The organism is Paenibacillus sp. P4_A9 (assembly GCF_056402415.1).
Genome location: NZ_JBFUHL010000006.1, coordinates 82,995 through 107,332, shown reverse-complemented (window position 1 = coordinate 107,332; position 24,338 = coordinate 82,995). Strand labels below are relative to the sequence as shown.

The window sequence follows — 24,338 nt, the reverse complement described above, 5'->3', positions numbered from 1 at the left end:
TTGTAAAGGAGCTCACACTCATGGAAACTATTGTACCAATTGAATCTACACGAAAAACATCCATTGCCAGAATCAGAAGTGGCAGCCTATGGCTTAAGGTCCTCCTTACGATCATCTTGGCAGCGATCTCCATCGTGATGATTCTGCCTTTTCTTTGGATGATATCGACCTCCTTCAAAATTAACGGCGAGGTGTTCAAATATCCGATCGATTGGATCCCGAATACGTGGCATTTTGAGAATTATAAGAAAGTCTGGGCTGGAACTGACCCGTTCTATTTATTTTATTGGAATTCAATCAAAATCACAGGAATTACGGTTGTAGGCAACCTATTAACAAGTGCCATGGCTGGCTACGCGTTCGCCAAAATACGCTTCAAAGGACGTAATTTCCTGTTCCTGCTCTATTTGTCAACGATGATGATTCCGGGCCAGGTTTTACTTGTTCCCCGCTTCATCTTGTTCGATCAGCTGCAGCTGATCAATACACATGCCTCCATTATTTTACCAGGTTTGTTCACCGTATTCGGCACCTTCTTGATGCGTCAGTTCTTCATCAGCCTTCCGAACGAATTGTTGGAGGCAGGACGTGTTGATGGATCTGGCTACTGGCGGACCTTCTGGCAAATTTGCTTACCTTTGATTAAGCCTGCACTCGTCACTCTCTTAATTCTCTCCTTTACTTGGCACTGGAACGATTACGAAAACCCTCTTATTATGCTGCGTGAGAAACGCTTGTACACGATTCCACTGGGCTTAACGAGTTATGTTGAAGAGTTTGGAACGAATTATGTCCTCACCATGGCAGCTTCCGTTTCCGGGCTTGTACCTCTACTCATCGTAGTGGTTGTTTGTCAGAAATGGTTCGTAGAGGGGATTGCAAGCTCGGGATTGAAAGGCTAGCCTTCACAAAAAGGAGGCCTCACCATGTTTACCTTCAAAAAATGGTTCATACTTCTCTTCTCTGCTTTACTAGTTCTAGGCGCTCTCCCTGCGGGTCGCGCGGAAGCGTCTAGCACAGCTGTTGTTCCTATTGCATGGAACACGTTTACAGCAGGCAATCCGACAGACGCTAATTCCTTGAGGGTATTAGACATTCTACTCAATACGAACAAGTACGCATTGAGTACATGGTGGACGAACAAAGGCTTTGCCGCACAGAGCGGCACCTATCTTACCTTCGGCGGCGTTGATGAGCCGAACATCAGGCCTCCTGCGAGTGAAGCTTTGGCATTGGCGATCTCCTTGAAAACAGGTGCTTATGATGCAACAGAAACAGGTGTCACCCAAACAAATGCAATGACCATCGCAACTAAGCTGACCGCTTCCCTTGCTTACCAACATCGAATCAATACGACTTCAGGCTGGGGCAATGGTTGGCAGACGGCTTTCTGGGCTTATCTCGCTGGAACTGCCGGCTATCTACTCTGGGATGACCTCACCGTGACCGACCGTGAGTATGTCCGCAAAATGGTCGAGTATGAAGCGAACCGTTTTAACAGCTACACCGTCCCCTATTATCGCAATGAAGCCGGCACCATCATCTCCGCTGGCGATACGAAAGCTGAAGAAAATGCTTGGAACTCCTCCTTGCTCCAACTTGCAACCGCCATGATGCCCGATCACCCTAATTGGAGCCTATGGATGAACAAAAACATCGAACTCATGATCTCCGCCTACTCTCGCCCATCAGATACAACAAGCACTCGCGTTCTTCATGGCAAAACCGTAGCCGACTGGTTACATGGCTCCAATGCGAACGAAGACGGCACCGTTGTGAACCACAGTATCATTCATCCCGATTATATGAACTCAATCACACAACTGCTGAATGCCCCTCTGTTATATACACTGGCAGGTAAAACCACACCGGAAGCAGCGCTCTTTAATGCCGATATTGTGTATGATTCGTTGGTTGATCTCAATTTCAGCAATCCACCTTACGCTGCACCTGGCGGAACCATTTATATCGATGGCAGCGCGGATGCCTACTATCCACAGGGGAATGATTGGGGAACGAAGCGCCGGATGCATTTTGCCTATATGGATGCTGCTGCATCTGCCTTTGGCTTCGATACATTGGCGAGCCAGAAGGGCAACTATTGGGAGCCATATCATGCCCAGATGGTACTGGATATGCAAAACCGCGCGGGGCATACGGATGGTCACACCTATGAAGCCTCTTCGGAAGACACATACGCAGGAAGAGAAGAATGGGTCGCCCAGTTCGCTGGTCGTGATTATTTGACCAAATGGATCGTGAAGCAAAATAAGTACGTCCTAACCAACGAAACCTATTCCGCACCTCCGCCTGATCCGGCTCCCGTCAATCCGTTTAGTTATACCTATGAAGATGGCACTTCAGCAGGTTGGACACCAGTTAATAAACATGGAATGTCGTCACCGATGGCAGTAAGGTTTATAAACAGACCTCAACTTCGGGTGAAGCGCTCTCCTTAGCCGGAGATACTTCGGCATGGAGCAATTATAGCTATGAGGCAACGGTGAAATTGTACGACGCGATCGCTAACAATGCCTCTGGTCTCGTCGGCCGTTATGCGGACAATAACAATTATTACTTATTGAGATTAGCTACTGCCGGAAAAGTACAGCTGTATAAGAAATCTAGCGGAACCTTTACACTTCTACAGGAAGTGTCGATGACCGTGAGCACGAATACGTCATATACGCTAAAACTCGTCATGAATGGCTCCTCGATATCAGGCTATGTTGGTGGCGTGCTGAAGGTATCTGCTACGGATAACACAATCTCTGCGGGCAAAATCGGCTTCCGAGCCTACAATCAGACGGCGAGTATTGATAATGTTGCCGTTGTGCAGAGCTTGCCATTCGGGGATTTGTATGAAGATGGCGATGCCTCTTCCTGGGTTCCTTCAACGGGAGTCTGGAGTGTTGTCACCGACGGAACCAAAGTCTTCAAGCAAACGTCGACAACTGGTGAAGCCGTTACCGTTACTGGCAACGCGAGTTGGACCAACTACACCTTGCAGGCCAAGCTCAAGATGTACGATGCCCTCTCCTTCAATGCCAGCGGCATCATTGGCCGGTATGTGGATGACAACAACTATTACTTATTCCGATTGATTACGGCTGGATCCGCTCAGCTGTATAAGAAGTCAGGTGGAACTTTTACCCTGCTCCAAGAAGTCCCCCTGACGGTGAATACGAACACCGCGTACACGCTTAAGTTAGTCATGTCCGGCAGCACCTTGACTGGCTATGTGAATGGGGCACAGCTCGTCTCTGTGACGGACAGTACGTTCACCAGCGGGAAGATTGGCTTCCGAACGTATAAGCAAACGGCGAGCTTCGATGAGGTTGTGGTGAATTAAATATTGGTGGTACGTCCAACTAGAAAAGGCTATTTCAAGTATTTATTCTACTTGGGATAGCCTTTAAGTTTATTGGTATGTCCAACAGGCAGTCTCCTCTCATTAGAAGAAGCTTCGATTACTTATTCTAAATGATATATGAGACTGCATCTGTGTTCATTACTGTCGTACCTAATTGAAATTTCCTCTATCCATAAACCCGTACTTCAATCACTTCCGCACATGGGCAACCATTCGTCGCTTCCACGATAAGTCGCAATCGATCCGTGGAAATGGCATCCTCCAACTGTAGTCTTCTTGTACGCTTACGGTTGTTAGTTACGTGCTGCAACACCATCCATTCTCCCTCGACCCAAGCTTCCATTCGGTAGTTCTTCACCAATTCTAGCCGAACTTCATCACTCGTTCTAAACGCGTGTAGATTGATTAAATCCTCGTGCACATTATCATTAAAGGTCACTTGTATATATCGCAGAATTTGAGTTTCATCCCAGCTAAGCTCCAGCCATTCTTCTCGTCCATCAACGATTGACTCTGACATCCACTGATGGGGGCCGCCATACGGCCTTAGATACCCATTCGTCACCTTTTCAGCAGTGAAGGCACCCGTTTCTGTAGTGAGACGGAAGCAGATTGGCTTGCGATCTACGCCATTTTTCATGCTCCACTGAACAACAGGTTGATCAGGCTGATGATTCTCCAGCTTCGGATCCACGACCGGCTTCGTGCCGCGTACAAAGGCGATTGCCCCCGTGTGCTGTTGATCAGAATGGTACACAACTACATGTTCATTCGCTTTCACGATGACGAAAGCATTCTGCTCTTCGGCAGGCTGCCAGCTCAGGGGAAAGCCAATCCACTGCCGTTCGCCAACCTGTGCAGCTGCCTCCGCCTGCATGATTATCCTTTTCGGTACGTAGTTCTCCGCTCTGCCCGTGTCCCACAGCTCCACATGAATGGTCGTTGCTTCGCTCACATCAACAAGCAGCTCGAAGCCATTCAGCTGCGGTGCAACGGGGAACAACACAGCCACATCGTCGATCAATCGCCTAGGCTCAACGGCATGCGAAACACTCAACTGCGTTAACGTAGAGGACGCCATAATCTTAGCCACACGCCCAAGATCTCGCTCATCCTCATTACGCACGCCTATCAACGATGCATCCTGTCGGAGCAGTACCTGTTGCAGCTCCTTACAATGCTTCTGATATAGCTCACGCGGTGCCACTTGCTTCTGAACGCACAGGGCAGCGCCAGTTCCGGCAGCCTCCCCCATAACAGCGCAGGTAGCCATGACCCGTGTCGTACCGAAGGCCACATGAGATGCGCTTATATTTCGTCCTGCCATCAGCATGTTGGACACATTAACGGAATACAAGCTCCGAAACGGAATATGATAAATCCCATCCGCATGCAAATGCATGGATCCACTCTCCGTTGAATACATCCCCTGCGGCGGGTGTAAATCAATGGACCAACCACCGAAGGCAATGGTATCCTCGAACCTCGTTTGAGCCAGAATGTCATTCTGATTCAGCATATAATCCCCGATGAAGCGGCGGTATTCTCTTTTGCCAGGTAAAGCCCCGACCCATTCAAGCGTCATATTCGCCGAGTCAAATTGACCTGAATTTTTGATATAATCCCAAATCCCATAAATAACCGACCATAATTCGTCTCGAATGCGCTCGTTCTCATGAACCGTGTCTAACTCGCCGCCCCACTCAATCCACCAATAATGGCAGCCTGAATCGCCGCTTCGGATCACGCGTTTGATCGGAATCGAAGTGGTTGTAATATCCTTGGCGAAGCTTGGCGGGTGATATTTGACGGGATGACCGACATCTTTGGTATAAAATAGAATCGTACTTCCCAGCGTGATCTCATCCGCAATCTCAGGTGCCCATTCCTCCTGAAACTCTTCTCGAGCCTCCCGACCGATACGAAATTTAGCACCCGCTAAGAACCCAATAAGTCCATCCCCGGTACAATCCAGGAAGACATCACTTTCGAAACGAATGCGTCGTTCGGAGCCCATCATCCACCCCGTTACAGAGCGAATGACGCGATTATCCTCATCTCCATTCGCTTCTACCTCATGCACATCCGTATTGAGAAAAAGCTGAATATTCGCCTCAGCACGCACCGCTTCCAGCACAATTAAATCCCATAGATAAGGATTCCCATCTGGATTCTGGTACTGATTCTCTACAAACAGCTCCCCCATGATGCCTGTTTCTCGTGCATAACGATTAATGCCATGCGAGGTTGCTCCGCAGACCCAGACACGAACCTCACTCGATGAATTTCCGCCGAGTACGGGTCTATTTTGAATCAAAGCCACCGTCTGACCTAGTCTCGCGGCAGCAATCGCTGCACACACTCCCGAAAGTCCGCCGCCGATAACCGTGATATCCCTTTTTACTAATTCTTCTCTCATTGGATAACCTCCATGAAATCTGTGATTACCCTTATTTTAAAGGATTGATACCGCTTTAAGCCATGCACGCTATTATCATGAACTTATACATAATTTCAATATAATGCTTCCTTATTTAATGCGTATCTACTATGATAAATAGATAGGATTCCGTAAACATTTTGACAAGAGATGAGAGGATGGCAAGGGCTATGCAACCACTAGATGCTGCACGAGTAAGACCAACTTTGCTCAGCCATATGTACTGGAAGGAGAAGACTGCCTTTCAACTCCAAGAGGATTCCAATGAATTTTGGGTGCTATTTGCTGTGGAAACGGGGAGTTTTAATTACCGTATCGCTGGTCACGAGGGAACAGCCGCTTTCGGAGACTTTGTGCTATGTCCACCAGGGGTTATTTTTCGAAGAGAAGTCGTTCAGACCTTATCGTTTCATGTTATGCTGCTGCAATGGGTCGATGAGACAGGACGTCCACTGGCTATCGAAAACAATATCCCTGCAGGGAAAAGCTCAATTCAAGATCTCAACCGACTGTCTTCTAACTTTGCTTACTTGAAAAAATGGTTCCAACATGAGGGCACCGTCGCCTCATCACTGCGTCAACATGTACTCACCGACATTTGGATGCAGGTTGTGGAGGAAGCCTATTCGGCTAGCCCAGCTGCGGCTTCTCCTTGGGTTCCTGGTATCACGAACGGCAAGGATGCCCTTATTCAGGAGGCCGCTCACCGTCTGCATGAACAAGCGTCTTCCACCTGTATCATGAAAGATATTGCCAGGGAACTGGGTTTGACCCAGGTGCAATTTACCCGTAGATTCCAAAAATCGACCGGCATGCTGCCGATCGATTACTTAACCTCTTTGCGCATTCAGAAAGTGCAGAAGCTGCTGCTAGACTCCGATATGACCTTACAGCAAATGGCTGGACAGTGCGGCTTTGAGAATGAGTTTTATTTAAGCCGCGTGTTCAAAAAACGGTTGAAAATGACGCCTTCCTCCTATCGTAAGCTGCACCGCTTATGAACTAGCACCTATACGAAGTGCCTTAATATTAGTATGATACTAGCATCACTTCTACTGCTCTCCTTATCTATTTGCGAAAGGTGGTACCCTGTCTATGAATGTTCTAATTTTCGGAGCAACGGGGATGGTCGGACAAAGCGTGCTTCGTGAATGTCTGCTCGATCCTCAGGTTAACAAAGTAGTATCCATCGGTCGAAACGCTACGCATCAGTCCCAAGCGAAGTTCCGTGAGCATGTTCTCAAGGATATCACCGACTTATCAGCTTTATCGGAAGAGCTTTCGAGCATAGATGCTTGCTTCTTCTGCCTCGGCGTTTCATCTGTGGGCATGACTGAGGAGAAGTATCACGCCATCACCTACGATCTGACCATGAGCATTGCGAATACGTTAGTCAAAATCCAGCCCCAGATGACCTTCGTCTACGTGACGGGCGCCAGTACCGATAGTACCGAGCAAGGCAGCAGCATGTGGGCGCGTGTAAAAGGCAAAACAGAAAATGCCCTCCTTAAGCTGCCTTTCAAGTCAGCCTATATGTTCCGACCAGGCGCTATTCTGCCGAAGAATGGCGTCAAATCCAAAACCAAGCTATACCAGACCTTTATAGTCATCTTGCGTCCTATTTTCCCTCTCTTGCATAAATGGTTCCCTAATTCCGTCATCAGCTCCGAGCAGATTGGCCGTGCCATGATCACTGTCGCACGAGACGGATATCCGAAAGCCATACTGGAGAGCACAGATATTCGTGAGGCTTCGGAAAAACATTAGAATTTACAAATAGGCCTGCGGTAAAAAGTAAGCTAGATAGCACCATAATAGTCAGCATCAAGTAAATAACGACTTTAAACCATCGTTTTTTGGAAAGCACCACGATTCACTTCTTTTTCCACTGCTCTCGCAAAATAAATATGGAGGAAGGCGCCGTGCRATGGCCGCCTTCCTCCAAAACCAATTACTTATTTATTGCGAAATAATACTATGCGCTGCAGCCGCAAGATCGATAATATCAATAACACCATCTTTATTGATATCCGCACTTGCCAACCAGTTCGCATCAGTTGCGATTTCACCATAGTGACTTGCAACAATGGCGAGATCTCCGATGCTGAATTTATTGTCGTTGTTCAGATCGCCTGGAAGCGCTACGTGAATCGAAGCAAGGAATGTCTGAATTGCCGTATTCAGATCAATTGCCGCTTGACTTACTTGAGCCGGTGTGGCTGTAGCGTTATCGACTACAGCTTGCGCCGTCGCGATCGCCGTTTGTAAAGCCGCTTTCGATCCGGCTGGATATTGACCCGGATTGCTTCCTTCCACAGCCGCGTCGTACTTGGCTTGTGCAGATGCGATCAGCGTCGTCAATGCCGATTTATCAACGACTGTAATTTGAACGCTGCTGGTTGCACCAGGCACTTGTTTCTCTACACCATGGCTATCAGAGACAACCACGTCCGACAAGGAAACTGTACTGCTCACGGTCTGCGCAGTAGGACTCGCCAAGAAGCTCAGCTTCAAGATCGCTCCACTGTTGCTGCTGTTAATGGCATGAGCTGCCCCTTCACTCGCCGAGACGATACGGATGTGCCCAGGTGTTCCCGTTTGGCTCACAAAAATGCCATCGATCAACGAAGTAACCGCGCTTAACTGTAATTGCGTCGGATCATAATTAACGGTCAAATCTTCGGCATAGATGCCACCTACTAAGATCGGATCTGGGTTGCTTAATCCATAGGTCAGATCAAACGATTGGCCTGGATAAACGACTTGATGAACATCATCAGGACCGATTAAGTTGGATGTGATGACATCCAATAGTTTTACAATGATATTGGCCACGGCTTTAATCGTCGTGCCAGCAACCGTACCATTTACACTAATAGTACCCGCGCTTGCGTAGCTTGCCGGATCAATCGCATCCCATGTTACATTGAGAGATGCTGTTGTAGTGTCGTTATAATTCACGGTTACAGTTGACGGCAATACCGGTGCTGTTCCCGCAGTTGTTGATACACTTACAGGGCTAATGCTTGCAATAAATGGTTGAGCGGCTATAACGGATACGTTCGCTACTGCTTTTACAGATGTGCCTGCAACCGTACCATTTACACTAAATGTTCCTACAGCAGCATATTTCGCAGGATCAATCGCATCCCATGTAACATTCAAAGATGCAATCGTCGAATCATTATACGTTGCTGTTACGACGGACGGTAGTACTGGAGCTGTGCCCGAATTAGTCGTTACGGTAACTGGCGCAATGCTAGCAACTGCTCTAGCTGTTACCGTTAAAGTCAATTTGGCTGTTATCGTGGTCCCAGCAACGGCCCCATCAATTGTAACCGTCCCTGGAGTCGCATACTGTGCCGGAGTTATATTCCATACGACGTCCACCGAAGCATTCGTTCCGTTATCGTAGACCACATTCACTTTTGGCGGCAATACAGGCGCTACCCCAGCGATTGTTGAGGCGCTTGTATTTGCAATCGATGTAAGTGTCCGTGCGACAACCGTAACATTGACTTTGGCTGATACTGAGGTTCCAGGCACGGTGCCCCGAATAGTGAATGTTCCGGCTTCGTTCAATAAATTAGGATCATACGTTTCCCAAGTCACTGGCACGTTGATATTATCAATCGAGCCGTCGTTATAATACGCTTCGATTACCGATGGCAGGATAGGAAGTTTACCAACAGATGTTGTGACGTTTTCATCAGGAATGCTATTAATTGTCACTTCATTCGTTACCCTAACGAATACAGTTGCTTCAGCCTCGATATTCGTTCCGTCAACAACACCTTTTACTATAAAGCTGCCAGGTGTCACCACTTGCGCAGGTGTCACTTGATCCCATATTACACTTGCAGTCGTTGTTGAACCATCCTCGAAATTCTTGGTTACTTTAGCAGGGAGAACTGGCAGAACATCGTGCAGTGTGCTTACTTTCACCGGTTTTACGCTTATTGTCGGCGTAGCGTAAACCTTCCATTGCAAAATTCCAGTCCATTGCGTGCCTCTGGTTATAGTCATCCGCAGTTTAGTCGTCGTGATTGGTGAGAATGTTGTTGTATTATACTTATTGAGCGCTACCCCGTTACCGACGGCTTTCGGAACATCCACATAAGCAGTGCCGTTCCAATACTCAAGCTTACTTGCCGTAGGCGCCAAGATTCCACCGTTATCCGTCCACCAATATACGTCGGATTTGTTAATATTGACAGGGGTTCCCCAAGTGTATTCTACCCATTGCGTCTTGGGGGAACTATTCCAGTTACCATATGCCCCGCTGCCCTTACTTGTTGAACTGGCAGGATCACTGCGACCATCGTTAATGGCATTCAGATTTTCCCAAGATGAAATAAAGGAAGTGCTAGGTGTTGCTTGTAATGCCAAGTTAACAGCGTTAGGAAGTGGGTCTACAGTAACCGTGACATCAACAGATGTGGTCAATTCACCATCCGTGACATTGACTGTCAGCACATAGTTTCCTGGTCTGTTAAATGAAGCTAACGTATTACCGGATGCATCTTTCGTAAAAGATACCTGGCCGCCCGCGACTCCGCTTTTCATCACCCAACTGCTTTCAATCGTGGCGGAAGGTAATCCATCGTCCGTAATGTTCGTAATCAGCTTCGCTTTTAAAGGAATTTTCGCCGTTGCATCTTGTTGAGCAATAACTACAGGCGGTGTATTGACAGCTTCCGGAGCAATCACGCCTGTATTGAAGACTTGGAATTCCTTAACGCCAACACTAGCTCCTGGTTTTGGAGTCATCAATACCCTTATTTTCTGTGCAGTAATCGTTGGGAATTGAACATGATTGTAATTGGCTACGAGCTGTGATTTATATTGCTTAGGAATAACCGTCCACGACGATGTTGCGTCGTTATAGTACTGGACCACATACATGGATGGCTCCCTGTAAAATACATCCGGTTTATCGTTATAGAAATATAGTTTGATATCGTCAAATGTTTTCGGCGATCCGAAGTCTGCCTGCAGCCATTCCTGTGCATTGGTCGACCCTTTTGTTCCCCAAATCGGAGGATTCGCAGTAAAAGAACCCGATGTGAAGAAGTTACCGCTGATTGTAAATCCGGATTTCGTATTTGCCGCAGATGTTAGAGAATTTGTATACGAAGCTGACATCGCTGTCATTGGATCCAAAGACAGGTTTGCAGCGCCGCCAGATTCCGGTGACAAATCCACACCAGCTTTCTGGAATAAGTCTGCAGCTCTGTTGTAGGTGTTCAAATCTACTTCGGCAGCGGACTTCATTTGGGTATTGCTGTTCTGTACTTCTACATTTGCGCTGCTTGTATCCAAAACCGTAACAGCTCCAGTAGTCGGATTCCATTCCAAATGAGCCAGCTTATCCGTTCTAAGCACTAATTGTCCGTTCACATACATTGAATAGCCTTCTTGCACATTTGGATAAAAGGTTTTGCCGTCTCCAGGTTTATCCCAGATAATGGTGACGTCACTACCATGATAACGCATGTTGTTTACGGTAAAGTGATCCCATCCAATGTCTATCGGCGATAATTCTACTGTAGAATCCGTTCGCGGTACAAGCCCCATTATATCCTCGATAACCGAGTAATTGTAGTTACCCAGAATATTATGATGAATGCCGGATCTTCCGTCGATTCGTTGAGTCGTCGGGTTCCAGTTGAACCAATATTCATTATTGTCCAAATAATTGATATTACCTTGGTAGGCTGTCGACCATCCAAGCCAATACATCAATTTCTTATACATATCGGCAGTAATGTAAGGTTGGTTCGGATATTTTCTTAGCACTTCTGTGAAAAGGCGAATGTTGCCTGATGCGTTTAAGTTTGCAAAATTGTTAGTTCCCCCTACGCCTTGCGCTACGGATGTCGCCTTATCCTTCTGATTGGCGGTATAGAACGGGAATACCGGGAATTCAGACTTATCCCCCCAGTATCTGAGTGATTCTAAGTATTTGGGATCATCCTTAGGAACAAGACCATCAATTTGGAAGGCGTAGTAATTGTTAGCCTCTTTCCAAGGAATAAACGTGTTCGTTAGTAAGTCTTTCTGCAAGAACATTTTCGAGGAATCATCCCACATGACGGATAAAAATGAATTTTTGAGATTATCGGCAAAAGCAAACATTTCTGTAGCCTTGGCTGTATTACCGGCTAATTGGTATGCCTTCGCCGAAGCCATAGCGTTTCCGTAAACGAATGCGCTTTCAGTCCGATCCTGATCGATGTTTCCTCTCTTCTCATAATAGTGGAACGCGTTTCCGTCCCCATCATTACCAGTCAATGAACCCCAATCATAGTTAATAACCCCATCCTTATTCGTATCAAATCGAGCGAGTTGACCTTTCGCGTCTTTTTCCGCATATCGCGCAAGATTATTTAAGATTTCAGGCTGGCCACCGTGGACTTCATAGGTTTGAAAAGCGGAGTCCCCAATGTACTGTGAGTAGCTGTTATTCCAGTTGGATGGTTTTCCTGGATTATCTGTAAACAGACTGTCCCTGGAGACTTCCCCCGCTGAAACCCAATCTCCATAAGAGTATATGGGATTTCTCAAATATTTAAGATCCTGCATATGCATCGGTTGCGTTAATACAATCGCATTATTGTACCCCAGTGCACCTTCTACGGAGATGGGGAATTGGTAGTCGTTTCCTGGGATATTCGCATCAAGAAAGTTAAATCTGCTTAACCACCATCTGTAGTAAATAATCTTTTTAATATTTTCGTCGGCAAMATCCATGTAAGGAACATTGTCTGCCCACCATTTGTTATATTCACGAAGATGTGTGAGATACGCCGTGTTTGAATCGTACGCTTTAAATCGGTTGTAATCAACAAGCGACTCRGGTATCTCATTTGTAATAAAGCCCATTTGAAATTTCAGTGTAATTTTTTCATTCGGCGCTAACGTAATGTCTCTCGTTAAAATCCCATTGCTTGCGGTCATACCGCTGCCGCTTAACCTTGGGTAAACCTTGGTTAAATTGTTTCGTACATCGAAAGTACCGGTTAGCTCGGTACCGTCAGCGGAAGCCGTTTTTGCAAAAGGCGAATCCGCAGTTAACGTAAAGGTTTTTTCCGCTGTGCCCGTATTGGTAATCGTTATATTATCAAGCGCGACATTATTGTCTGTAATAAATTTTGTTTCTTCCAAGGTGTATCCTGCCGCCGTCGCGTTATAGAAAGCAGACCAGTAACTTGGTGTCTGAAATCTTTTATTTGCATCCTGCGTAAAGGTCACACCGGGGATTTGAATGGAGTATCCCTTCTGATTCAGCAAATCAAAATACGCTATATTATTGCCAAAACCAATGACAGTGGCGCTATTCGTATAGGCATACAAAGCTTTACCCCGTGTCATCAAATAAGTGCCTGTCGGATCGTTTCCTCTCCGGGCGAGCAATCGATCCATCCAGAAGGATGTTCCTCCTGCTGCAAGATCCGCCTGGTACATATCCATCATCATGCTTTTGCTTGCGTCATACGGGGCGGGCTCAACAGGAACCACTACATTTCCAGCCGCATTAGTAAAAACAGGCATCCCGGCATCATTATTGTTCACAAAGCCAGGATCTACGGCAAAAACAGATGAACTATAACCTGTCATTAATGACAGGACTAACGCAGTTCCCAAAATATTCCTACCAATTGATTTTTTGAACTGTCTCATTTGTTACCTCCTATTGAATGCTAAATGGCAATACCCATCCTCGCAAATAAGTTTGGGGGAAGGCGCTGCGCGATAGCCGCCTTCCTCTAAACCTTTCACATCATTACTGCGTAATAATGTTGTGCGCTACAGCTGCAAGATCGATAATATCAATCACACCATCATGATTAATATCCGCACTTGCCACCCAGTTCGGATCACTCGAAGTTTCACCATAGTGACTAGCAACAATGGCAAGGTCTCCGATGCTGAATTTGTTGTCTGCGTTGAGATCTCCTGGAAGCGCTACGTGGATCAAAGCTAGGAACGCTTGAATTGAAGCATTCAGATCAATTGCCGCTTGCGTGACTTGCTCTGGTGTTGCAACTGCATTATTAGCTACAAGCTGCGCACTCGCGATTGCCGCTTGTAAAGTTGCTTTCGATCCGGCTGGATATTGCCCCGGATAAATGCCTTCCACAGCCGCATTAAGCTTCGCTTGTGCAGTTGCGATCAGTGTAGTCAATGCTGTTTTATCTACAACTGTGATTTGAACACTGCTGGTTGCGCCCTGAACCTGCGTCTCAATACCATGACTATCGGAGACGACCACACCCGACAAGGAAACCGTGCTGCTAGCGGACTGATCAGCAGGATTTGCCAAGAAGCTCAGCTTCAAGATCGCTCCACTGTTGCTGGCGTTAATGGCATGTGCTGCGCCTTCGCTCGCCGACACGATTCGAATATGCCCCGGTGTTCCCGACTGAGTCACAAATATGCCATCAATCACTGAGGTTACTGTGCTTAGCTGCAATTGCGTCGGATCATAATTGACAGTCAACTCTTCAGCATAAATGCCTCCGTTGACGCTCGAACCCAAGCTGCTTAATCCATAAGTCAGATCAAACGATTGACCCGGGTACACTGCACTCGTTACCGTTAACGTTGCTGTAGGAACTGCTGCAACGGTTTTGGCCGGAACAACGACAGGAAGACTGCCAGTAACTGCCTTGGTGTTATCTGATGTCCGTGTCACTTCCAGGACAAGTTGAACTGTTGTCTCTACGCTTGGCGGAATGATGGTTCCATCCGTTTGAATGACTGACGTAGCATCCGAACTCTTAACGGCTACAGTGTATCCGTCCGGTACGGATGGAAGCGTCAGACTTGTCGCATCTTTCGCTGGTGCAGCTAAGCTTGTAATTCCCGAAGCAATGTCAGCTGCTGTCGGCTGTGCGACTTGGACCGTATAAGCGGCCTGTGTAGTTCCGTCTTCTGCCGTTACAACGAGCTTATCCTCGCTGACCAGTATGCTGGAAATCTTAACTACACCATTTGCATCAGTAACCGAATAGCTTTGTACTGATTCATCTGTGGAAGTGACTTGTGTGATGACTTGATCTGACGTTGTTCCACCTGTGACGTTCAACGCTTTGTTAAGCTCATCAATCGATATCAAATTCGGGTGACTGTCGGCCATTTGGATGCTTGTGTTCGTTGACAAAGGTATGGAAATGGCTCCGATCGTTATCTGCAAAGTTCCGGTTACACCAGAACCATCTCTTGCCGTTGCAGTAACCGTAACCGTTCCAACGCCAGTCGCTGTCAGTAAACCATTGGCATCGATTGTCGCCGAACCTGTTCCATTTTGTATCAGCCAAGTGACTGCTGTATTACTTGCACCAACAGGCAGGACAGCTGCACTCATTTGAAGTGTTCCACCATTTACGACAGTTGTCGTATTACCTGCACCGGTCACGCTAATACTTGTTACCGGCACCCCTTGCACTACTTCCCATTCCCATAAGCCAACACCATTACCATCCCGGACTTTCTTTGTCATCGTAACACGCAGAGATTTAACCTCCAGAACCGGGTCAAATCCAAATATATTTGACGATCCTACCGGAGTAGTAAGAGCTACGATGCCTGTGGTAACGGTCCCTGCCGTTACCCATTCATTCGTTATGCTATTCTTCGGGATGTATTGATACGTGTACTTTGTAGGAGCTAATATGCCGCCATTATCAGTCCACTGCATCAGATTTGAGCTTTGGATTGCTGCGCCCTGCGGCCAATCATATTGCACCCATTCCTCAGAGCTTGTATTGCCCCACGAACCCCAATGCGGGTTAGTTGTGGCAGTCTTTAACCCGTCATTAAGCGCTGGTAGACTCTCCCAAGATGAAGTGAAGCTGGCTGAAGTACTGGCTGCAAACGCCATATTCTTATCTTTCGGACTCAGCAACCGCAGATCTCTCAGCAGATTTGCAATTGCCTGAGCAACTTCCTCTTCTGTAGCATCCTTTTTACTCATCACAGCGGCTGCGGCCGCCTTCGCATCAGCAATCGGCGCAAGACCTTGATCAATGAAGTTCGCAGCTTTTAATGAATTTGCAAAGTTAATAACCTGTACCAGCTGCGACTTATCTATCCCTCCTGTAAATCCATTTACCTTCCATTCCAGAATACCGATCCCAACGGTGACAGGTTTCATGTCAAGCCGAGCGCCTGTAATATATGCAGGCTCAAAGGTGGTAGTGTTGAATTTATTCAATGCATTCCCAAGTCCTACTACTCCTCTTGGTGTATACCAATTTCCATCCACATCACGAAGCTGAAGCTTCATATCCGTGGGTTGGAAATTCCCGCCACCGTCTTTGAAGACATATACATCCATCGAAGAGGCAAGGAATGGCTCATCCCATTGATACATTACCCATGCTGGTTCTCCTTCTCTTCCCCAGTTGTGCCATGCACTGTTAGCGGCACCTTTAGATGCTGAGAAATCCGATGAACTTTTTGGAGTGTTACCGTTATTCATCGCTTCAGGATATCCGTCACCACCAGAGAAACTGGCAGAAGGCCTTGCAGTCAGAGCGTTGTTTTGAGGTTGTGCTTTTACAACATATACAGTGACACGTACTTTCAATTCGCTGTCTACGATATTACCCTCGACTACGAATTCACCTGCTTGTGCATAGCTGGCTGGATTAACCTCATTCCACTGGATCACACTTTGCCTATATCCGTCGTTATACAGAATATCCATCTGTTGTGGAAGTATAGGAACCGTGTTAATTTGTGTCACAACGCTGATTGCCTTGTATGAGCCATCGGTGTCTTTTGAGATATTAATCGTTACATCCTTGCTGGACATCTTGCCTTCATCAGCCGCTGTAAAGGTAAACACATAGGTGCCTGCCTTGCTTATGTGGGCATATGCATTTGCTTTGTCGCCATTGACAAAAGTAACATCCGCTGCGCCATCCGGCTTTTGCTTAACTGTCCATCCATACGTCCATACGGGTTCAAATACCGCGCTGTACACTGGATCCGGGGTCGCATTGCCGGATAATACGAGAATACTGCTATTCGAAGCATCCTGTACCCCAGTCACTACGCCAATTACTGGAGGCTGTTTTACCGGCGGAGCGGCCAACTCGAAGGTCAGTTCGTTAGAAACGCTCGCTTGCCCGTCATTTGCAGTGAGTCTGACCGTATATGAGCCTCCTTTGGTACCGTTTGCCTCTGTGGCTACTGACTTAGGATTTTTAAAGATCAGATTGCCACCTTCCGGAGTGCTGACAACTTCCCATTGGTAGGTCATCGCGCCATTCGGTGCGCCGTCATCGGTCACAATTCCATTCATCACAAACGGAATCATCGCCTGTGGATTTTGCGTCTCCAACTCTGCAGTAACCTTCGGTGCTTGATTTACACCCGTATCTGTCTTTTCAATGGTCAATTCAGCAGTTAGCGCACTGCTCATTTGGATCATTGCAGTACCTTTATTGTTCTGAACATAGAACTGTCCGGCATCTTCATCATCTAGCTTAATTGTGTAATAACCATTCTCTACTCCTGCCCCATCGAAAGTAATCTTTGAAGCGTGCTCACTTTTAGCAAGATTCGAGACTTGCAATTTAAATGCCTTGCCGTCTTTTTGAATCTCCGCACTTTCAATTTTGTCACTTTCCGAGACTAGGTATATTTTTTCATTCATTAGGCTGATACGCTTGCCAAAACCGTCCTTTGGTGTGATATGGTAAGTGCCGCCTTCGTCAGTGACCGAAGCTCCATACCCGAAAAGACCAAATATCGGATCGTTGACGATATCAGAACTGATACGCAATAGTGAGCCATAAAGTCCTTCCTCTGATTCGCCAGAAAAGTCCTGCCAGCCGTTGTTCATAACTCGAGTACCACCATCGTTTACGTTCTTGGTACCAGTTCCTCCCTTCTGGGCATTATATCTCCAAGCGATGCCGCCTACAGACTGTGACGAAATCTGCCCCATATTGACGGCGTTGAAGTTTGAAATCTTCGCCGCATAGTTGCGCTGTTGTGCGATAGCAGCCTGTTCCCCGGATTTCCCGTTATCCTGATAGCGGAGCCAGTCATCCATGATAGATCCTGCTAAAGAAGCAGTATATTGGAAATTCCACCAGCCTTCTCCAGCGCGGAATACGGGTACGGAATAATAGTACCAGTCAGGCTGAATGCCTCGCATTGCACGAGTCTTCAGGTCATCCAATTCCATGCTTTTCAAGGCTGCTGCCGCCCGTGCGTCTCCAGGGTAGTATGTGCGCAGCGCCTTGGCTGCAGAATAGGCCCCTTCTTCGCCAGTATTGTCATATTCAAATTCTGACCCGTAAGGATAAGCGGCGTTTGTAATGTTCCGTCCTTTGGTTTGTGCGAACTTCACTTTCAGATTCGCATATTCAGTCATCATTCCCTCTTCTTTAAGTGCCTCAATCATATCTGGTACCTGCTGTTCACCATAGAATCCAGTTGCTCCGCTGGAGACACGGTTAAAGTATATGCCGTATGCCTTTTCCAGATAGTATTGTGGCGTTTCACGATACTCTAACAAATTGGGATATGCCTTTTCGATCCGATACATGTTGAAATAGCCAGTGGATTCCATCATTTCAGAAAACGTCCGTACATATGGTTTTTCTACATTTGTGTAAACACCTGAATCTTTGAGGTAGTTCGCAACCGTAAAAGTATTCTGCGTATTTTTCATATAATCTTGCCACATAAAGTCGATCAGGTAATTTTCAATTGATCTAATTTCAGTAGGACTTGGATCGAGATAATTCTTCATGGTCATGAAGTTGATGTTATCGTGGCTCCAGTCATCTCCCCAATGGTTGGTCGTCATGTCAATGCCGGTTGTAAGATACCAGTCACGATAGATGCCGAAGGTAGGACTATTCGGGTCCTTGTCTTGCGTTTTGTTTACCATAAAATCGGAGTGAGCTTGCGATGTTTTATCAAGCTCAGCAAGAATATTGAATTCAAACTGAGTAAACTTATTCACTTGTTCAGTATCGGCCTTCAGCTTATAATCCACACGAACGCTGTTATTGCCGATATTGCCAAAATTGAGCGAATAGAGATGATGCTGTTCACCGTTTATAATCTTGGTTTCCACAAACTGTACGGATTCTGTATATCCCGGGTTCCCATCAGGAAGTCCGCGTCCGGCGCGGGTATTGTTGACCATAGCGCTTCTGGTCTGGCCGGACTTGATTACCGGGATATGTGCTGCATCAAATGGATCATTCTCGTTTACAGACTGAATATCTACTGACTGTACGTCGATGAGTCTGTCGTCGTAATGCAGATCCAGCATGACGGGCATATTGATCGCAGCTTGGAAGCCGGGCAAAGCAACTGCATCAATCATTCCTGATTTGTACAGGGTAGAGCGAAGGTTAGCCTCACGGTCTTCCATAGAAGTCGAAGCATTATTTGGACTTTGAGCATTTACTTGCGGACTGTTGTCGCCTGCGCGTACCGCTGAAAATTTAAACTTATATGTTTTTTGCTCATCTGGCGCCAAAACCAGGCTGGTGGCATCTTTAAAATATCCTCGGCCGGTTTTCTGTATATCTTTGGAATGGATATATAGAACATTCAGCCCCGGAAACCAGCCGCCGCTGTCACCGACCCAGTTTGAGTAAGTAGTTCCGTTGCGCAGTTCACCCGTGTCACCCAACCAATAATCAACATATTCAATGCGTGCGCCACTTTCCGGCACTGGGGCAAACATCATAAAATTCCCTTCGCCGCTCGTGCGGATGGCATAGGAATACCCGCTGTCGGCACCGGCAAAATTATGTACAGTAACTCGGTTGTCATAGGTATCTGATGTAGATAAATATTTGTTATTCCAAGGCATCGGCAAGCCGATATCACCGAATTCAATATATTTACTGCTTTTGTTTTTTACCGTGATTTCCCATTGCATCGAACCATCATCGGTATCCGTATTAAATACAGACTTCACGTCAAAACCTTTCATCACCCGAGCAGCTGCGGATTCAAGATTCTGTCCGATAAAGTTGACTTCCACTTTCTTGCCGTCTGGTGAAGCCGTCTTCGAAAAATATTGGTTAGTAGGATTGATGGTAGTAAACTTTGTTGACCCACCAGCCGCCAATGTTTTGTTTGTATCAACTTCTACAAAACCAGTCCTATCGTCAGGAAATTGTTTACTGTCACCGGTGCGGTAAGAAAAAAGCATTTCGCCCATCCATTGGTGCTGGACGTCGTTCTGTGGTGATGTATTGTTGGGCAAAACAAAATTGATAGGATTGCCTTTTTTGTTTGCAGGGTTATTTTTGATATTTAGTTCTTCAATCTGCCCTAAATCACCGATCTTGGCAGAAAGGCTATCATTGGAGATACCAGCCGTTGCTGCGGCTACCGAAGGCACCGCGTTAATCCCCAAGGGCAGCGCCCCGGAAAACACCAGCAACGCCGAAGCCAGTGAGACCAGACTTTTTGTAATCGTTTTCATATTAACCTCCCGTTTATATATTTCGTAATTATTTTTATGAAAATCAATCAAATGAATTCCCAAGGTAATACCCTCTACGAAATACCTTTTAAACTAGTCTGCCACCGTCTGGGTCACATTCCCATCCCCGAAAATGGTCTCCTAAGCAACAATTATCCGGGACCCATCTACCTCCTTTGTGAATTTTCGAGAAAAATTGTGAACAGCAAAACAAACCCTGTACTTCAAACGTGCTTGCGCCATTCAACGGTACGGAGTCCCTCATGATGTTGTTATTTTTCGCGTATCCAAACCGTCATTTCGCCCGGTTTCCGATTCCCCAGTATGCGTTGCGTAGGGAAATGCTGAGATTTTGACGCTCTTTTCCTCCCTTATGACAGGTCTATACAACTCATCTACGAATTCAGAATCTACGGGAAGGCAAAAACTGCGATGCGTAGGTTTTCTATAGCGTGACTCGGCTCCGCATCTTCAATTTCATCGTTAAGAGCATTCCACTGGTACGGAATCGTTTCCTGAATGGTCTGCTGCACCTTGGGTTGCCAAAATTGATCATTAAGTCTAACTTTCATGTGGATTTTTCTCCTTCCAATCGGTAATGCGTGACTTCAATAAACAGGAGGTTGGACTAACCTTTTATCCCGGTCATTGTGATTCCCTCTACAAAATATTTTTGACCAATTAAGTAGAAAATGACGCCCGGAACAAAGGACAGGCAAGTGGCTGCCATCGTCGATGCCMAGTCTGACTTTAACTGGCCTCTAAAATTGGTAAGACCCAACGCAATGGTGTATTTATCGCTCGAATTAATATAAACTAACTGCTGTAGCAAATCATTCCATAGACCAATAAAGATAAATAATGCTACGACGATCATAGCGGGCTTGATTGCCGGTATAATAATGTGGAACAAGATGCGGAAATATCCCGCGCCATCGATCGTGGCAGCTTGGTCTAGTTCCCTCGGTATGCTAACGATAAACTGTCGAATCAAAAAGATATTAAAAGCTCCACCTCCACAGAAATAAGGCAGAATTATAGGCAGATAGCTGTCATGGATGCCCAGAACCTGGGTCCACGCAATGTACAGAGGAATGAGTGTAACCATGGTGGGCAAAAGCATAGAACCAATGACCAAAGTCCAGATGAACTTTTTGCCCCTAAACCTTAATCTTGCAAAAGCATATCCGCATAAGGTGGCCGTAAACGTTCCTGCCAAACAGGAAGGGACGATAATAATCATTGTATTCCATAGATACTTCCAGTACTTGAATATGTGTAGTGTTTTTTCATAGTTGGAAAATAGCCATTTGCTGGGTAATAGAGATGGCGGATATCTGTAGATCTCGGCATTCGTCATTAAAGACGTACGGAAAATCCACCATATTGGAAATAATACGATTATGGCAAAGAAAATGACGATGACAAGCGTAATCAAGTTCAACATTCGTTCATTACGTTTCTTACTCTTTAGTCTACCGTATACCGTTTCACTCATTTTTCGTCCCCCCCTTCTTGGAAGATCCACCGATTTGACGTTTTGAATAAAATAGTAGTAAAGATAGCAATAATAATGAAAATAATAAAGGTCGTCGCACCTGCATATCCCAGCCTGTTATTTATAAAAGCCTGATCATACATCAGATAAGTCATGAATCGGGAAGCATTGCCAGGTCCGCCATTGGTCAGAACAAGGGATGGCGTAACCACCTGGAAATTGGCGATAAGGCTTAATAACAAGTTGTAAAAGATGATCGGTGAGATGCTGGGCAATGTGACGTGCCGGAAGCGCTTCCATCCATTTGCTCCATCTATTTCAGCCGCTTCATAATAGATACTCGGAACATTCTGCAGCCCAGCCAAAAAGATAACGATCAAGTTGCCTGACAGCCAGACTGCAATCAAAGAAAGGGAAGGAACAATATAATTTGAATCCGCAATAAAGAGAATTTTCTTCAATCCAATTTCAGAGAGTAGATAGTTGAAAAATCCAAAATTAGCCTCATACAGCCAGGACCATCCTACATATATAGCGACAGACGGCAAAACAAACGGTACATAAAATACAGCTCTGAAAAAGCCCCTTGCTGGAATTTTACGGTTTAACAGTAAAGCGATAAAAAGTGAATAAATCATGCTGCCAATTACGGACAAAAAGGAGAAATAGAGCGTCGCTAAAATCGAATCTTTAATATAAGGATCGGTGGTAAATAGTTTGATATAATTATCAATCCCGATAAATTCAGGTTTTGTTAAACCTGACCAATTCGTCATACTGATACCCAGCACCCCTAAAAGGGGGAGATAAGTAAGGAAAATCAGTCCGAGGAAAGCTGGAATTAAGCATATATAAGCGACACGCTGCTCACTGCGGTAGCGCCGTTTCGACAGTTTTTTTATATTTTCCATACCTCACCTCAATTTTAAATGATGACCGCCATTGACTTGGCGTTGGCGGTCATCCTTCCTACTCATTATTCTTCTTAATTATTTACCTTTATTGGCTGCCTTCAACTTATCAAGATTTTTGGTAATGGCATCCTTCGCAGTCGTCTTTCCGGTCCATACATCCCCTAGAGTCGATCCGAGCAAATTGTTAAATTCCGTCGTATTATTCGTATAGAACCAAGAAGCAGGTCTCGCAGCGGAGGATTGTGCATAATCGACTACCGCAGACTTATATTGGGCATATGGAGGGAAGTTTGGATTGTCGACCCATTTGTGAGTTAATGCTTCGTCCTTATACCATTTCTCCAAAGTAGGCATCCAGATCCCCTCTGAAATGAGTCCCCAGTTGTTTTCTTCGGATGTGTACCATTTGAGGAATTCCATAGCTTCGGCCGGGTGCTTAGTCTGGGAGAATACGACATTGGCGCCGCCCGTGTTGAGCGTGGTCTTATCCTTCATGTAAGGCAATACGGCCACGCCGTAATTCAGTCCTTCTTTTTTGGCTGTATTCAAGCTGGTTCCTACATTCCACGCACCGTTTGTGGCCATTGCAACCGTTCCTGCAATAATGGTGCGTTGAATGCCATCATCAGTCTGCCCAACGGACAATGGAGCAACATGATCTTTCAAGTACAGATCCGCAACTTTCTGGATCGCTTCGATACTAGCGTCTTCCCCAATTCTCACATCTGTCCCGTCCTTGTTGTAGTAGCCGCCGCCATTGCTAATCGCCCAGGTTTCCAACTGCCACGGCAGATTTTCGATTGATGCACCAAACTGTACAATGCCCTGTGGATCAAACCCATCCTCGCCAGGATGCTTGCCTTTCTTGTCTACCGTCAGCTTCTTGGCCGTTTCTACGAATTGGTCCCATGTCCATGCTTTGTCTAGAGCGGATGGAGGATAGGACACCTTCGCTTTGTCAAACATGTCTTTGTTGTAATACATGAGGAGGATTTCATTGGCAGCAGCATATGCTACGGTTTTGCCATTATATTTGTAGGCCAGGCTATCCAACGGTTTGCTGCCTGTTCCTTCATACATGGCACTTACATCATTCAGCATGCCTTGGGAAGACCACTGGATTACAGCGTCCTCCTTTAACATACCCGCGTCCGGCAATTGCTTTGCTGTTGCCATCGTATTCAGCTTGGTGATGTAACTTTCCCATGGAATCGCAACCACTTCTACTTGAATTCTGTCTTGGGAAGTATTAAATTTGTCCACTGCCTTCTGAGTTGTATTTCCTTCTTCTGCGCTTCCCCACATCGAATAGGTAATCTTGACCTTCTCACCCTTCGACGCCGGCGTCGCCGTCGCAGTCGCCGGCGCTGTCGCCGTCGCCGTCGCCGATGCCTTAGGGGTATCAGTGGATGTTACTGTACTCGTAGTGTTAGAGCTGCAGCCTGCAATTATAACGGGCACCATACTTGCTAACGTTGCGATTTTCCAAACTCGTTTAGTCGACCCCATAGTAACGCCTCCAATAAGTTGAATAGGCTCCCGGCATTTGCCGAGGCAGATAGGAAGAACTTCCCCTTATAAACCCTTGAAACCTTACCTCTTCATTCACAGGTAGGATATTTCAAGCCATCCTGTAT

13 protein-coding genes are annotated in these 24,338 nt (G+C 46.2%); 5 read left to right on the top strand and 8 right to left on the bottom strand.

The features are described from left to right. Positions 1-20: 20 nt before the first annotated feature. From AC1DVJ_RS07655 to AC1DVJ_RS07645, 3 genes are read left to right on the top strand one after another with little or no spacing between them, the layout of a single operon-like run. The gene (locus tag AC1DVJ_RS07655; RefSeq protein WP_477589620.1) at positions 21-902 is read left to right on the top strand and encodes a carbohydrate ABC transporter permease; all 882 of its coding nucleotides are present in this window, start codon (positions 21-23) and stop codon (positions 900-902) included. A 24-nt stretch (positions 903-926) separates the two neighbouring features. Next, on the top strand, positions 927-2,459 hold the full coding sequence (locus tag AC1DVJ_RS07650; protein WP_477589619.1) for a hypothetical protein: 1,533 nt from the start codon (positions 927-929) through the stop codon (positions 2,457-2,459). Between the two features lie 44 nt (positions 2,460-2,503). After that, positions 2,504-3,352: a 3-keto-alpha-glucoside-1,2-lyase-like domain-containing protein gene (locus tag AC1DVJ_RS07645; RefSeq protein WP_477589618.1), complete on the top strand. Its 849-nt coding sequence runs from the start codon at positions 2,504-2,506 to the stop codon at positions 3,350-3,352. A 187-nt stretch (positions 3,353-3,539) separates the two neighbouring features. Here the strand turns inward: AC1DVJ_RS07645 and AC1DVJ_RS07640 are convergent, their stop codons facing one another. Then, positions 3,540-5,792, bottom strand: a complete 2,253-nt coding sequence (locus AC1DVJ_RS07640; protein WP_477589616.1) for an FAD-dependent oxidoreductase — start codon at positions 5,790-5,792, stop codon at positions 3,540-3,542. Positions 5,793-5,983: 191 nt separating this feature from the next. On the opposite strand from AC1DVJ_RS07640, the gene AC1DVJ_RS07635 reads away from it, so the two are divergent. Together AC1DVJ_RS07635 and AC1DVJ_RS07630 are read left to right on the top strand one after the other, a co-directional pair. Further along, positions 5,984-6,814: a helix-turn-helix domain-containing protein gene (locus AC1DVJ_RS07635; RefSeq protein ID WP_477589615.1), complete on the top strand. Its 831-nt coding sequence runs from the start codon at positions 5,984-5,986 to the stop codon at positions 6,812-6,814. 94 nt (positions 6,815-6,908) lie between these two features. After that, positions 6,909-7,580 (top strand): NAD-dependent epimerase/dehydratase family protein, encoded by a 672-nt coding sequence (locus AC1DVJ_RS07630; RefSeq protein WP_477589613.1) that lies wholly within the window; start codon positions 6,909-6,911, stop codon positions 7,578-7,580. Here AC1DVJ_RS07630 and prli42 read toward each other — a convergent pair. From prli42 to AC1DVJ_RS07595, 7 genes are all read right to left on the bottom strand, one after another. After that, complete coding sequence (gene prli42, locus AC1DVJ_RS07625; RefSeq protein WP_477589732.1) at positions 7,504-7,680, bottom strand: stressosome-associated protein Prli42; 177 nt, start codon at positions 7,678-7,680, stop codon at positions 7,504-7,506. The genes AC1DVJ_RS07630 and prli42 overlap by 77 nt on opposite strands. A 92-nt stretch (positions 7,681-7,772) precedes the next feature. After that, positions 7,773-13,496 carry an Ig-like domain-containing protein gene (locus AC1DVJ_RS07620; RefSeq protein ID WP_477589612.1) on the bottom strand — a complete coding sequence of 1,908 codons (5,724 nt, stop codon included), beginning with the start codon at positions 13,494-13,496 and terminating at the stop codon, positions 7,773-7,775. A gap of 103 nt (positions 13,497-13,599) precedes the next feature. Then, on the bottom strand, positions 13,600-20,289 hold the full coding sequence (locus AC1DVJ_RS07615) for a DUF5695 domain-containing protein (protein ID WP_477589610.1): 6,690 nt from the start codon (positions 20,287-20,289) through the stop codon (positions 13,600-13,602). 410 nt (positions 20,290-20,699) lie between these two features. Next, positions 20,700-20,861 carry a hypothetical protein gene (locus tag AC1DVJ_RS07610; protein ID WP_477589736.1) on the bottom strand — a complete coding sequence of 54 codons (162 nt, stop codon included), beginning with the start codon at positions 20,859-20,861 and terminating at the stop codon, positions 20,700-20,702. A 56-nt stretch (positions 20,862-20,917) separates the two neighbouring features. Further along, positions 20,918-21,787, bottom strand: a complete 870-nt coding sequence (locus tag AC1DVJ_RS07605) for a carbohydrate ABC transporter permease (protein ID WP_477589609.1) — start codon at positions 21,785-21,787, stop codon at positions 20,918-20,920. Beyond that, complete coding sequence (locus tag AC1DVJ_RS07600) at positions 21,784-22,698, bottom strand: carbohydrate ABC transporter permease (protein ID WP_477589608.1); 915 nt, start codon at positions 22,696-22,698, stop codon at positions 21,784-21,786. Before AC1DVJ_RS07600 ends, AC1DVJ_RS07605 begins: the two co-directional genes overlap by 4 nt. Positions 22,699-22,776: 78 nt before the next feature. After that, entirely contained in the window at positions 22,777-24,210 is a 1,434-nt protein-coding gene (locus tag AC1DVJ_RS07595) for an ABC transporter substrate-binding protein (RefSeq protein ID WP_477589606.1), read from the bottom strand. Positions 24,211-24,338 lie beyond the last annotated feature (128 nt).